Genomic DNA, 12,834 nt, shown 5'->3' with positions numbered 1-12,834 from the left:
CCGATATGGCTTGTTAGAACGGTGGTGGCTCGGGTTCCGGTGGGGGACCGGCCTTTTCTGCTTTGGACTGGGCTCTGATCCTCGCCCTACGTTTCTCAATTCGTTGAGTTACCGTCTGCATCCATCGCCGCTCGCTATCTGCCAGCGGCCCATTAGCCTCAGCCTCGGCCCAAGTTCCGTCTTCGAAAAGGAAGAACTTGTGTCGGGTGTGCGAGTCCATGACGTACGTCATCCGACGATCGGTCTTCATCGTATGGTGCTTCACACACAGCGGAGCAAGGTTAGCCGCAGTGGTGGGACCGCCCTCCGCGAAGTTAATCCTGTGATCCATCTGCGCGTGGTGTGCAGGACTACTGCATCCGCCCATCGCACACGTCCCCTCCAATCCGACAACCATGGAGCGGATATCCGGCGGCGTGGCATACGCGGAAGAGACCTTGTCCCTGATGGCATCGATATCAACCTGTTTGGTACCCCGCTCGAGCAGCTGTCTTGTGGCCGTCGCGCTGAGATACCCTATCCCGGATACCCACCCTGGAGCCTGTGGGATATCGCTGGCCTTGAAGAGATTGATGGTGACATTTGTTGTGCCTTCTCCCTTGAGCAATGCGATCATCGCCTCGGTCTGGCTGACGCCATGAGTCTGGGCGTACTTCCTCACTCTGAGCTCAATCTCGTGGGCGCTGACGGCATCAAGATCTGCCCTGATCACGCCCCTATCCTCGTAGTAACTAACGCCGAAGCTATCGGTTGGAGATGGGGCCGGATCGTTCTCACTGATCGACTCATCCAACATAGTGATGATTGCGTTGAGACGGTTCTTGATCTTGCCCGCGGAAGGGAGGATCTGGTTTGGTCGGGACGGCATGAGAAACTCTGTTAGCGCCGAGTCAATGAAGCCCAAGTGCTCGTCGACCGAGATGTCTGCCTTGCACAAGACACTGTCGATGGCCTTCAACCGCTCCAGATCGAGGTGAAACCAGCATTGCTGGAGGTCATGTAGTTGCGGAAGTTCTCTTAGCCGATAATGAGCGTTAATCGCGGACATGAGGTACTGATCTCCCCGGCCTAATAGCTTGCGTAGACGGGCGAGAACAATCTCAATATCCTCATCATCACTGGGGAGCGCGGACTGCCACAAGAAGTAATCTTCGCGCCGCATTCGCGTGCCCAGGATCGAGATCGGATCATGGATCGAACTGACTGCGAAGTAATTGATTGGATCGAGCATCCGGTGGCGCTCATACTTGAGCAAGCTCTCGTGAAGATCCATGATTCCCCCTCCCAAAAATCGTTCTGATGTTCTAATGATAGAACACATAGTCGATGTGCGCAATGATTGGGCGAAAAAACTTTCGAAGGATTGCGTGGGTGTGCACACATGCAAAAAGCCGCCTCCCCGAATGGGGAGGCGGCTGAAGCTTAGCTGGTAGCTACTGCTACTGCGTGACTACTTGATGAACTTCTGCACGAAGGCGAAGCCAGCAGACAGGGCGCCGATGATGGCGGTGAAGAGGCCGATCCAGGCCTTCCACTGATCGGCACTAGCCTTGTCGAAAGAAGAGCCATTGGTCTCGCCACCAGTCGTGTCATCGCCACCGGTCGTGTCATCGCCACCGGTCGTCTCCTTCGAGTTTGAAGAGAGGGCGGGAAGGGATGAGTCACTCGCGGCGAAGGCCGGAGCGGACATGCCGGAGGTGGTCAGGGCGAGGGCGGTAGCAGCGGCAACCAGGGCCTTGCGAGAAGTAAGCTTCATGAATTTTTCCTTCGGGAAAGGTAGTACTCGGACGGTTGAACTTTAACGTGCCACCTGCAAGTTTGCAACAGTTTGATATCAACCATTGGATTGGCTGTGGGTATATGCAGGTCACAGCCCTTCTGCTGTGACCTGTGCTACAAAAAACCCTTCATAACTCGATATCGAGAAAGATTGGTTACACCATTGCGGGGGTAATCGCTTATGTTTTTGCCGGGACAACTATCCGACGTTGGCGGAGGTGATGCGAACTTCCTCTGCGGGGGCTCCGTCAGCTGCACCATTGGCGACGCCGACTCCGGCGATGTCGTCGAGAACCTTGAGGCCGCTTTCGGAGATCTGGCCGAAGTAGGTGTAGTCGGGGGCCAGTGGGGAGTCGAGGTAGTTAAGGAAGAACTGAGAGCCGTTGGTTCCGGCGCCGGCGTTGGCCATGGCGATGGAGCCGCGGGGGTAGATCACCGGGGAGGTGGCTGCGCCGTCGACTTCGTCGGTGGGGTATTCGTTGGCGAATTGGAAGCCGGGGCCACCAGCGCCGGTGCCGGAGGGATCGCCGCACTGGAGGACGTGGATGCCGGAGGTGGTGAGGCGGTGGCAGACGGTGTCGTTGTAGTAGCCCTGTTCAACGAGGTGCTCGACGGCGTTCACGGTGCACGGGGAGACGGTGCGGTCGAGTTCCATGCCGATGTCGCCCTTGTTGGTGGCCAAGGTGATGTTGACGGTGCCCGTGGCGGGGACGTTCTCGGTCGCGGGGGTGCTCACCTCGCGAGAGGCATCACCGGCTGGTTCGTAGGCGCAGGTCACGGTGTCCGCCAGGGGAGTGGTGCGCACCATGGCGAGGGGTTCCATTTCGGGAGCCTCGGCGGTGGTAGGGGCGGTGGACTCGGAGGCGGTGACCTCTTCATCGTCGCTTTGGGTGGCTAGGTACCAAATGCCACCAACCAGGGCGAGGATGACGGCGGCTGCCGCCAGGCTTACTTTAAGAGGCTTGGATTTTTCAGCGCGGTCACGCGATTTGATTTCGCGGTCGAGCTTGGCGAGGGCTTCCTCGCCGCGATTCTGATTAGTCACCGTAGAAACTTCCTCTGGTTGGTCGACGAAAAGGTCTTGAGGCGTCAGTCTAGCGCCCGTGGCACGAGACCCAGAACACCTCTACTCTTGTGGCATGGCTAACGTAACTTTCCAAAACTCTGAGACCTCGACATCCGGCAACCTCCCGCAGGTCGGCGATCAGCTGCCTGCTTTCGATCTGGTCGGCTCCTCCCTTAACGAAGTCACCAATGGTGATTTTGCGGGAAAGCGCCTTGTTCTCAATATCTTCCCGTCGATTGATACCGGCGTGTGTGCGCAGTCGGTCCGCGAGTTCAACAAGCTCGCGGCGTCCCTGGACAACACCGTCGTGCTTGGGGTGTCGCAGGATTTGCCTTTCGCGCACGGCCGTTTCTGTGCCGCCGAAGGTATCGACAATGTCGTCACCGCTTCCGCCTTCCGTTCCTCTTTTGGCGAGGACTTTGGTCTGACGCTGGAGGGTTCGCCGCTTAAGGGCTTGCTGGCCCGCGCCGTCATCATCGCAGATGAGAATGGCAACGTCATCTACACCCAGCTCGTCGATGAAATCACCGATGAGCCGGATTACGACGCCGCTGTCGCCGCTCTGGCCTAAGCACTAGAATCCGGGAGCATGCAGCTTCTCGGATTCGCCGGTGGTCCCTACCAGACCAATACTTACCTCCTTGCGGACGAGACGTCCGCCGTGGTCATTGACCCGGGCATGCACACCCATGACCGGGTCATTGATCTGCTCGAGGAGCATGGGGTGGACCTCGAGGCCATCGTGCTCACCCACGGACACATCGATCACACCCGCGATGCGGGTGATCTGGCCAAACGCTTCACCGTTCCCGTTTATATCCATTCGGAGGATGCCTTCATGTTGGAGGCGGGTGAAGGGGTGTCACCGCAGTCACAGGTGCTTTTCGACGCCGCGCATATGACCCCCATCGCCGACTTGCGGATGCTGCGGGACGGGCAGACGTTGACCCTCGCGGGCGTCGATACGCAGGTTCTGCACGCTCCCGGGCATTCGCCCGGCAGCGTGCTCATCGTGGCTGACGCCTTTGCCTTCACCGGGGATGTCCTGTTTCAGGGTTCCATTGGGCGTACCGACCTGCCGCATTCGGATCCAGCGGCGATGGACGCGAGCCTTGCCGGGCCGGTGTGGGGGTTGGCGGATCGGCTGCAGCTGCTGCCGGGGCATGGTCCGTTGACGTCGATGCGCGCGGAGCGCACGAGCAACCCCTTCCTCCGTGGTATCGGGTAGCGGCAGGTACTCTTAAACCTCGTGAGCGAGAAAAAGGCAGCTAAGTTCCAGGCCCTGTCCGCGCCGAAGGGCGTTCCGGACTATGTTCCTCCGGCATCCCCGGTGTTCCAATTCGTGCGCGATACCCTCGTGCACCAGGCGCACCTGGCGGGTTTCCAGCACATTGAGCTGCCGATCTTCGAGGACACTGCGCTGTTCGCGCGCGGTGTTGGCGAGTCCACCGATGTGGTGAGCAAGGAGATGTACTCCTTTGCCGACCGCGGCGAGCGTTCCGTCACTCTCCGTCCGGAGGGCACCGCGGGTGTCATGCGCGCGGTCATCGAGCACAATCTCGATCGCGGCCAGCTGCCCGTCAAACTGAACTACGCGGGACCGTTCTTCCGTTATGAGCGCCCCCAGGCCGGACGCTACCGCCAATTGCAGCAGGTCGGTGTCGAAGCGATTGGTATCGATGACCCCGCCCTCGACGCCGAGGTCGTAGCCCTGGCTGATCGTTCCTTCCGTGCCCTCGGACTGCGGGAATTCCGCCTGGAGCTGACCAGCCTGGGCGATAGCACCTGCCGCCCGGCCTACCGCCAGAAGCTGCAGGAATTCCTGTACACGCTGCCGCTGGATGAGGAGACTCGCCACCGCGCGGAGATCAACCCCTTGCGGGTGCTTGATGATAAGCGCGCGGAGGTCCAGGAGATGACCGCCGATGCTCCCCTTATGCTCGACCACCTTTCGAAGGAGTCGCGCGAGCACTTCGAGGTGGTCACGGGCCTGCTCGACGACATGGCGGTGCCCTATGTCATCAACCCGCGCATGGTCCGCGGGCTGGACTACTACACAAAGACATGTTTCGAGTTCGTCCACGATGGCCTCGGTGCGCAGTCCGGAATCGGCGGCGGCGGGCGCTACGACGGCCTCATGGCGCAGCTGGGTGGCCAGGACCTGTCCGGCATTGGCTACGGCCTCGGCGTTGATCGCGCGATCCTGGCATTGGCGGCCGAAGGCATTGAGGTGGAAGGTTCCCAGCGCCGTGTCGATGTCTACGGCGTGGCGCTAGGAGCGGAAGCTAAGCAGCGGATGGCGGTGCTGATCAACCAGCTGCGTGCCGCCGGAATTTCCGCCGACATGGCCTATGGTGACCGTGGACTCAAGGGGGCCATGAAGGGCGCGGACCGGGCCGGAGCTCGCTTCGCCCTTGTGCTCGGTGAATCCGAGCTTGCCGCCGGGGAGGTCCAACTCAAGGATCTCGGCGCGCACGCCCAAGACGGCATTTCTCTGGAAGGGGCCGTCGAGGAAATCGCTCGCCGTTTGAGCTAGCACTCCGTGATGTTCACGGGCAGGCCGAGTGTTACTGCGAGGCCGCCCGTGGACGTTTCTTTGTATTTGGTCATCATGTCGCGGCCAGTCTCCGCCATGGTGGCCACGACCTCGTCCAAGGTGACCCGGTTGGTGCCATTGCCCAGTCGGGCCAAGCGAGCGGCGTTGATGGACTTGACCGCGCCGATGGCATTGCGTTCGATGCAGGGGATCTGCACCAGTCCGCCGACGGGGTCGCACGTCAGACCGAGGTTGTGTTCGAGGGCGATCTCGGCGGCGTTTTCGATTTGAGCGGCTGATCCGCCAAGGATGGCGCAGAGTCCGGCCGCCGCCATCGCCGACGCCGAACCGACCTCACCTTGGCAACCCACCTCCGCGCCCGAGATGGAGGCGTTTTCCTTGATGATGATCCCGATCGCCCCGGCAACGAGGAGAAACTCGCGGGCCTGCGTGGCGGTGAATTCGCCGAGGAAGTCGCGCGCGTAGTGCATCACCGCGGGGATGATACCGGCGGCCCCGTTGGTGGGGGCCGTAACTATGCGCCCGCCCGCAGCGTTTTCCTCGTTGACCGCGAGGGCGTAGAGGTTGACCCATTCGATGGCGCCAAGGCCGCCGCCGTAATGTCCGTCGGTTTGGTCGAGCAGTTGGGCGTAGAGGCCCGGGGCGCGCCGCACGACGCCGAGGCCGCCGGGCAGCATTCCTGGCGTGGAGATCCCGGCGGTGACGCATTGGCGCATGATCATCCACACGTTGTCTAGGTGGTCATTCATGCTTCCGCAGGGACGTAGTGCCGTCTCATTGCGTTCCATAAGTTGGGCAATGGAGAGGTTCTCCCGGGCGCAGTGGGCGAGCAGCTCGGCGCCGCTCGAAAAGGGGAAGGGTATGTCGCTGGCGTCTGGGGCTGCGGTGGCCGCACCGGATGGCAGGGCGGTGAAGGCGCGGGCGTCGAACTCGGCTTGGGAAAGAATGAAGCCGCCGCCGACGGAGAAGTACCGGTCGCCGTTGAAGGAGAGGCAGTTGGGGTGCTCGCCGACGGGGACGGGGTCGAAGCTCAACTGGTAGGTGCTTGACTCATTGATCCGGCCCGCGGCAGGAATGGCGGTGCCGAGCGGAGGCTCCACATCAGCCGGAACAGTCGTGGGTGTCCAGCCTGCCAGTCCGAGTAGGACGGCCCGGTCGGTGCCATGACCAGCGCCGGTGGCGGCCAGGGAGCCGTAGAGAATGATGTCCACGTGATCGGGGAGGCCGCCTTGTTCCTCCACCCAGGCGACGGCGGCCCGCATGGGGCCGACCGTGTGGGAGGAGGAGGGGCCAATACCGATGCTGAACAGATCCACGACACTGAGCGTCATGTGTCCTAGCTTACAAACAGCAGAGGCTAGACGCCGTCGTGCCCCTTGAGCAGGGAAGCGAAGCTGGGCACGTTCTCGTCGGGCGAGACGCCGGTGCGGCGGGCGGTCACTCCACCGACGCTGGCGGTGTTGACGATCTGGTCGGCGAGTTCCCCGGCGGCGCGGCTAATGCGGGAGTCTAGACCCTGGCCTTCTTCCGAGCCGAAGTCGTCGGTAGCGACGAACACGCCGGTCGGCACGACGAAGGCTCTCATGTAGGTCATCAGAGGTCTAAGCGCGTAGTCCAGCACCAACTGGTGGCGGGAGGAGCCGGCGGTAGCCGCGATGATGACAGGCATGCCATTGAGGGAATCCTGGTCGAGCACGTCGAAGAAGGTCTTGAAAAAGCCGGAATAGCTGGCCTTAAACACCGGGGTGACTACCACGAGCCCGTCGGAGGCGGAGACCTTGGTCTTGACCTCGTCGAGCTCCGGGGTGGATATGCCGGTGCTCAAGGACTTGCCCAGGTCGTTGACCAGGTCGCGCAGCTCTATGACCTCGACGTTGAGCGATTCTCCGCGGGCGGAGACCGCGGCGGTGACCGCCGCGGAGATGGAGTCGGCGACTTGGCGGGTCGACGACGGCGTCGATAAGCCAGCGGTGATGACGGAGAGCGTGCGCATTATGCTTCCTCTTCTGCAGAGTCCTCCACCGGGCGGACCTTAAAGTGGGGGGAATCTGGATTGGCCTTCAGCGAGGCGTGGGTCGGGGGGTTGGACGGGACATGCTCGGGGCGGCGGGTCTCCATGCGGCGGCGCAGCTCCGGAACAACCTCGGTGCCAAGGAGTTCAATCTGCTCCAGGACCATCTCCAGGGGCAGTCCGGCATGGTCGACGAGGAACAGCTGGCGCTGGTAGTCGCCCACCCAATCGGCGAACTGCATGGTGCGGTCGATGACCTGCTCGGCGGTACCGACGGTTAACGGGGTCATGGCTTCGAACTCCTCGAGGGACGGGCCATGGCCGTACACCGGGGCGTTATCGAAATAGGGTCGGAACTTCTTCTTGGCGTCTGCTTCGGTGTCGCCGATGAAGATCTGGCCGCCGAGGCCAACGATAGCCTGGTCCGCCTGGCCGTGGCCGTAGTGCTCAAAGCGGCGGCGGTACAGGTTCACCATCTTGGCGGTGTGCTCTTTGTTCCAGAAGATGTTGTTGTGGAAGAAGCCGTCGCCGTAGAAAGCGGCCTGTTCGGCGATCTCCGTGGAGCGGATCGAGCCGTGCCAGACGAACGGAGGCACGCCGTCGAGCGGGGCCGGGGTGGAGGTGTAGCCCTGGAGCGGGGTGCGGAACTGGCCCTGCCAGTTGACTACTGGCTCGCGCCACAGGCGGCGCAGGAGGTGGTAGTTTTCCACGGCCAGTGGGATGCCCTGCCGAATGTCCTTGCCAAACCAGGGGTAGACCGGGCCGGTGTTGCCACGGCCCATCATGAGGTCGACGCGCCCGCCGGCCAGGTGCTGGAGGAAGGCGTAGTCCTCGGCGATCTTGACCGGGTCGTTGGTGGTGATCAGCGTCGTGGAGGTAGACAGCAGCAGGTTCTTGGTCTGCGCAGCGATGTAGGCCAGGTGCGTCGTCGGGGAGGACGGCACGAAGGGCGGGTTGTGGTGTTCGCCGGTGGCGAAAACGTCGAGCCCGACTTCCTCGGCCTTGAGGGCGATTTGGGTCATGGCCTCGATGCGCTCACCCTCGGTGGGCTTAGTGCCATTGGTGGGGTCGGCGGTGACGTCACCGATGCTGAAGATGCCGAATTGCATGTCATGCTCCTTAGTCTGATCTATATGTCATGTCAACAACTGTTCTTCTGATCTATTCCCCATTCGCCGCATCCAGTAATAACGCGAGGTCAGCGCCACCAATGATGCGTAAGGGGCGCTGATGAGCCTTCCCATGTTCGGTGATCAGCGCAGCGCGAGGGAGCGTACCGTCCTTCGTCGGAGTGGTCAGGGCGTCGCAAGCCTCCTGCGCTGTGACCGACCGGGGGAGAAATACCGCTCGATCACTACCTTCAGCAAAACGCAGAACCTCCGCGACCGTGCGCGCGTCGAGATGTTCGTTGTCGTCCAAGTCCGCCGCCACCCACCGGGCGATTGTGTTCGTGGTCAACAAATCAACGTAACGCTGCTGCTCGTAGATCGGGAACTGGCTGATCGTCGTCGCCCGCACCACGCGCAGCACCTGCCGGATGTCATCGCCCGGAGCGAAAACCTGGACCTCATGGTGGCCGAGGACTCCCAGCGCAGTCGGCGGATCCCGCAGCACATCCCGAATGCGCTCAATCGCTGAGACGGTCTCTGGCAACGGCTCCGCGATGGGCCGAAAGTCATCGGTGTACTGGCCGTGACTAATCGCATTGCGCAGCTCCGCAAACTCCTTGAGGTCGTTCGCCTGTTGCTCCGATACCAGGTGTTGCCGCTTCGCCTGGTCCACCATCCACCGGAAGCTGTCGGATTTCTTGGCGTCCAGCACCTCTCGCAGGTGGGTCTCAATAGCATTGAAAGCAGCTAGAAACGCGATTGCCCGATTCTCAGTCACACCCTCAGACTAGACTGATCCACCATGATCAACCGCGCGGATTTGCAGCGACTCCTCTACGACAGCGACCAGCTCACCGCCTTGATCGCCCCGGCCCGCTCGCTTATCGACGCCCTCCGTACCCCACGTTTGCCCACCGTCACCGCCGCCGTCCGCTTCGACGACGGCACGGTCCTGCTCCCTCCGGGAGCAGTTTCCTGGCCAGCGGATTTCTACGCCACGGTGGAGCTGTCATCTTTGCCCGGGGCACGGGAAAGGCTGGAGGAGTTCGTCTTTCAGGCCTCGAACCTCGCCCCCATCCGGGCGGTCGCCCGCGACGCTGCCCCAGGTTTCTTCGGCCGACTGTTCAGTGCTGGTGGGAGGACCGCGACGGCGGAGGCAGCCGCGTCGGATCTCGCGCGTCGCGTGTCCGAGCTGTCGCTCTTGGCTGCCGATGTGCGGACCTACGTTGATATCGCCTCTGCCTCCGCTTCGCGGCAAGCCCGCGGAGTGGCGCTGTTTCCTGGTTCCCACGGCACCCCGGATCATCTCCTCGCCGCCGCACAGTCAGCTCTCGCCGGTGCCGTCGGCGCACCGGGGGAGTTCGCGCCCTACGATGCCTCCACCGCGCGACCCGTTCTCGCCGCCGCCCGCGCACTGCGCGATGACCCGAACTCAGAGCCCGCCATGCGCCGCGACGCCGAACGGCAGCTCGATGCCCTCACCGACGAGCGGGCACAGGTCCTCCTGGAGCAGTTGCCCGTCGAGGCGCTGAAAACGGCCACCGCCGAGCGCCTGCGATTCAGTGGCCTCGACCAGGTCCGCGTGTCCACGGTCGCCGATGTTCTCCGCGCACCTCTTGGTTTGCTTACCCAGGTCTCCGGAATCGGCGAGCAAACCGCCCGCCGGCTCAAGGCCGCCGCGGAATCCCTTCGCCGGGAAGCCGTGGACACCCACACAACGGGCATTGGTGATACCCCCACCGCGGCCGCGACTGCCCTGGTGCGGACCCTGGCCCGCTTTGACCAGATCAATGATCTCGATGAGGTGGAACGCGCCCGGCGACGCCGGATTCTCGGCCACGTCGACCACCTGGACGTACCAACGAGCCTGGAGCCCTGGACCGTGGTGGGCAGCGGGCCCGATTGGGAGCAGTTCCTCGACGACATCTCCTGGGCCCAGGCGCACCCGCAGATTCTCCAGCCCGCCCAACCGGTGAGCCTCAGCGGAGAGACGTGGGCCGATTACCTCGTGCGCCCGGCCCACTACCAAGCATTGTTGGCCACCTTGTTGGGACTCGAGGTGGAAGGCGGCGACGATCTCGCGGCTGACATCCTCACCCGCATTCGCTCCCTGAAACTCGACCAGACCCACCTCACCGATCTCCACTTGCGCGGCTACCAATCATTCGGCGCCCGCTTCGCCCTTGTGCAGGAGAAGGTTATCCTCGGCGATGAGATGGGCCTGGGTAAAACGGTGCAGGCGCTAGCGGTGGCGGCTCATCTCGGGGGCCGGACGCTGGTGGTGGCTCCGGCGTCGGTGATCACCAACTGGGTGCGCGAATCGCGCCGCTTCACCGACCTACCCGTCTACAAAGCCCACGGTGAGGGCAAGGACACCGCAGTCGGCGCCTGGGCCGAGTCCGGAGGTATCTGCGTGGTCACCTACGACGGCGCCCGGACCATGACCTTGCCGGCCCCGGACCTCATCGTTGTCGACGAGGCCCACATGATAAAAAACCCCGCCGCCGCCCGCACCCGCGCCTGCCGGACGCTCATCGACCAGGCTTCCCACGCCCTGCTCATGACGGGTACGCCGCTGGAGAACCGCGTCTCGGAATTCGCCACCCTCGTCGGCTACGTTGCCCCCGATCTCGTGGTGGCAGGCATGGAATCGCTCAGCGCCGAGGACTTCCGCGTCCGCGTCGCCCCCGCATACTTGCGGCGTAATCAAGCCGAAGTGCTTGATGAGCTCCCCGACAAACTCGACCAGCTCGACTGGGTCGACCTAACTTCTCAGGACCAAGCGCACTACGCCTCCGCCGTCCAGGCGGCGAATTTCATGGCCATGTGCCGCGCGCCAATGACCACCCCCGATGCCATACCCGCCAAGCTGGAACGCATCCTCGAGATCGTCGCAGAATCCGAGGAAGCGGGACGCAAGATCCTCATCTTCACGTACTTCCTCGACGTCCTCACCGTCCTCGAACAGGCGTTGGGTGAGCGCGTCGTGGGCACCGTTTCCGGGTCTGTCGCCCCCGCCGCGCGCCAAGAGCTTATCGACGCCCTCGGCACCTCCGCCCCCGGCTCCGTCCTCCTGGCACAGATCACCGCCGGAGGGACCGGCTTGAACATCCAGTCCGCGTCTGTGGTCATCCTCGTGGAGCCACAAGTCAAGCCCTCCATCGAGGCCCAGGCCATCGCCCGGGTCCACCGCATGGGCCAGACTTCTTCGGTGCTCGTTCACCGGCTCATCGCCGACGACACCGTCGACGAGCGGATGCTCGACATGCTGGCCGGGAAGAGCTCGCTGTTTGAGGCCTACGCGCGGCCGTCGGAAAGCGCCGCCGTCCCCGACGCCATCGATGTGACGGAGGGACAGCTGGCCACCGCGATCATCGCGGCCGAACGGGCGCGGCTTGGGTACTCCTAGCTGGAGTAGGCGTTGCGCCCGAGGGTGTCGCAGGACGCCATGGTGCCATTGTTGTAGCCGGCGAGGAAGGCTTCTTGGCGCTGCTCCGAGGAACCGTGGGTCCACACATCGGGGCGGACCTCGCCACCGGTGCGCTTCTGGATGTTGTCGTCGCCGACGGCCCTCGCAGTATCGATGGCAGTGGCCACCTGGTCGCGGGTAATGGGCTCGAGGGATGCGTTGTCGCCCTTGTCCGCTTGGGAGACCCAGATGCCGGCATAGCAATCGGCTTGGAGCTCGATCTTGACGGCATTGGAGTCGGCGCCCGGGTTGTTGTAGTTGCTCAAACCAAGGGTGCCTTCCAGCTGCTGGACGTGATGCCCGAACTCGTGGGCGACGATGTACATCTGCGCCAACGGAGAGTCAGAACCGCCGAGCTGGTTGAGCTGATTGAAGAAGGAGACATCGAAGTAGGCCGTCTGGTCGGCGGGGCAATAGAAGGGGCCCGTCGCCGAGGACGCCATGCCGCAGCCGGACTGGACGGAGTTCTGGAAGACCACGCGACCGGGGTCGGTGTACTGAATACCGGCCTGCTCCGGCAGCATCGTCTGCCACATCTGATCCACCGACTGGGCGGTGAAGTCCACGCGGCAATCGGCATACTTATTGCCGTCTTCGGGGGTATTACAGTGCTCCAGCTGGCTGGAGGTACCCGCGGGCAGCTGCTCCTGTTGGCCGCCGCCGAGAACTTGCCCAATGTCGCCGGGATTGCCGCCGAGAAGAAGAAAGAGGCCGACGAGGAGGAGCGAACCGATGCCGCCGCCGACTGCGATTTTTCCGCCACCGCCACCGGTTGTGGCGCGGCGGCCACCGGTGACATTGGCATCCTTACGGAATGTCATGTGGTTATCTTTACACACCTTG

At 62.9% G+C, this 12,834-nt stretch carries 12 protein-coding genes; 4 read left to right on the top strand and 8 right to left on the bottom strand.

The annotated features are described in order from the left end of the window. Positions 1-13: 13 nt before the first annotated feature. The 3 genes from CATRI_RS07190 to CATRI_RS07180 form a co-directional block, all read right to left on the bottom strand. A complete protein-coding gene (locus tag CATRI_RS07190; RefSeq protein WP_290216142.1) occupies positions 14-1,273 on the bottom strand; it encodes an HNH endonuclease signature motif containing protein in 1,260 nt (419 codons plus the stop codon). A 177-nt stretch (positions 1,274-1,450) separates the two neighbouring features. Then, positions 1,451-1,756, bottom strand: coding sequence for a hypothetical protein (locus CATRI_RS07185; RefSeq protein WP_290216140.1), 306 nt, complete (start codon positions 1,754-1,756; stop codon positions 1,451-1,453). 222 nt (positions 1,757-1,978) lie between these two features. Beyond that, the gene (locus tag CATRI_RS07180) at positions 1,979-2,824 is read right to left on the bottom strand and encodes a peptidylprolyl isomerase (protein ID WP_290216138.1); all 846 of its coding nucleotides are present in this window, start codon (positions 2,822-2,824) and stop codon (positions 1,979-1,981) included. A 94-nt stretch (positions 2,825-2,918) separates the two neighbouring features. On the opposite strand from CATRI_RS07180, the gene tpx reads away from it, so the two are divergent. The 3 genes from tpx to hisS are packed head-to-tail and all read left to right on the top strand — an operon-like array spanning position 2,919 to position 5,381. Further along, the gene (tpx, locus tag CATRI_RS07175; protein ID WP_290216136.1) at positions 2,919-3,416 is read left to right on the top strand and encodes a thiol peroxidase; all 498 of its coding nucleotides are present in this window, start codon (positions 2,919-2,921) and stop codon (positions 3,414-3,416) included. An 18-nt stretch (positions 3,417-3,434) separates the two neighbouring features. Beyond that, entirely contained in the window at positions 3,435-4,073 is a 639-nt protein-coding gene (locus CATRI_RS07170; protein ID WP_290216134.1) for an MBL fold metallo-hydrolase, read from the top strand. Positions 4,074-4,094: 21 nt separating this feature from the next. Beyond that, the gene (hisS, locus tag CATRI_RS07165; RefSeq protein WP_290216133.1) at positions 4,095-5,381 is read left to right on the top strand and encodes a histidine--tRNA ligase; all 1,287 of its coding nucleotides are present in this window, start codon (positions 4,095-4,097) and stop codon (positions 5,379-5,381) included. Here hisS and CATRI_RS07160 read toward each other — a convergent pair. From CATRI_RS07160 to CATRI_RS07145, 4 genes are read right to left on the bottom strand one after another with little or no spacing between them, the layout of a single operon-like run. Continuing rightward, positions 5,378-6,733: an L-serine ammonia-lyase gene (locus CATRI_RS07160; RefSeq protein WP_290216130.1), complete on the bottom strand. Its 1,356-nt coding sequence runs from the start codon at positions 6,731-6,733 to the stop codon at positions 5,378-5,380. The genes hisS and CATRI_RS07160 overlap by 4 nt on opposite strands. Before the next feature lie 26 nt (positions 6,734-6,759). Further along, a complete protein-coding gene (locus tag CATRI_RS07155; RefSeq protein WP_290216128.1) occupies positions 6,760-7,395 on the bottom strand; it encodes an FMN reductase in 636 nt (211 codons plus the stop codon). Beyond that, positions 7,395-8,522 carry an LLM class flavin-dependent oxidoreductase gene (locus tag CATRI_RS07150; protein WP_290216126.1) on the bottom strand — a complete coding sequence of 376 codons (1,128 nt, stop codon included), beginning with the start codon at positions 8,520-8,522 and terminating at the stop codon, positions 7,395-7,397. The genes CATRI_RS07155 and CATRI_RS07150 overlap by 1 nt, the downstream gene beginning before the upstream one ends. Positions 8,523-8,574: 52 nt before the next feature. Next, a complete protein-coding gene (locus CATRI_RS07145) occupies positions 8,575-9,300 on the bottom strand; it encodes a hypothetical protein (RefSeq protein WP_290216122.1) in 726 nt (241 codons plus the stop codon). A 24-nt stretch (positions 9,301-9,324) separates the two neighbouring features. Between CATRI_RS07145 and CATRI_RS07140 the strand changes: the two genes are divergently transcribed. Next, positions 9,325-11,931 carry a DEAD/DEAH box helicase gene (locus CATRI_RS07140; protein WP_290216120.1) on the top strand — a complete coding sequence of 869 codons (2,607 nt, stop codon included), beginning with the start codon at positions 9,325-9,327 and terminating at the stop codon, positions 11,929-11,931. Here CATRI_RS07140 and ypfJ read toward each other — a convergent pair. Further along, entirely contained in the window at positions 11,928-12,812 is an 885-nt protein-coding gene (gene ypfJ, locus CATRI_RS07135; RefSeq protein WP_290216118.1) for a KPN_02809 family neutral zinc metallopeptidase, read from the bottom strand. The genes CATRI_RS07140 and ypfJ overlap by 4 nt on opposite strands. Between the last annotated feature and the right edge of the window lie 22 nt (positions 12,813-12,834).

The sequence above is a fragment of the Corynebacterium atrinae genome, assembly GCF_030408455.1.
GTDB lineage: Bacteria > Actinomycetota > Actinomycetes > Mycobacteriales > Mycobacteriaceae > Corynebacterium > Corynebacterium atrinae.
Note: the sequence above shows the minus strand (reverse complement) of the source record. Positions and strands in the feature narration are given on the sequence as shown.

Coding starts and splice junctions, on each gene's coding strand:
- CATRI_RS07190 (WP_290216142.1), bottom strand. CDS start 1,273: ATGGATCTTCACGAGAGCTTGCTCAAGTATGAGCGCCACCGGATGCTC.
- CATRI_RS07170 (WP_290216134.1), top strand. CDS start 3,435: ATGCAGCTTCTCGGATTCGCCGGTGGTCCCTACCAGACCAATACTTAC.
- CATRI_RS07160 (WP_290216130.1), bottom strand. CDS start 6,733: ATGACGCTCAGTGTCGTGGATCTGTTCAGCATCGGTATTGGCCCCTCC.
- CATRI_RS07155 (WP_290216128.1), bottom strand. CDS start 7,395: ATGCGCACGCTCTCCGTCATCACCGCTGGCTTATCGACGCCGTCGTCG.
- CATRI_RS07185 (WP_290216140.1), bottom strand. CDS start 1,756: ATGAAGCTTACTTCTCGCAAGGCCCTGGTTGCCGCTGCTACCGCCCTC.
- CATRI_RS07140 (WP_290216120.1), top strand. CDS start 9,325: ATGATCAACCGCGCGGATTTGCAGCGACTCCTCTACGACAGCGACCAG.
- ypfJ (WP_290216118.1), bottom strand. CDS start 12,812: ATGACATTCCGTAAGGATGCCAATGTCACCGGTGGCCGCCGCGCCACA.
- CATRI_RS07150 (WP_290216126.1), bottom strand. CDS start 8,522: ATGCAATTCGGCATCTTCAGCATCGGTGACGTCACCGCCGACCCCACC.
- tpx (WP_290216136.1), top strand. CDS start 2,919: ATGGCTAACGTAACTTTCCAAAACTCTGAGACCTCGACATCCGGCAAC.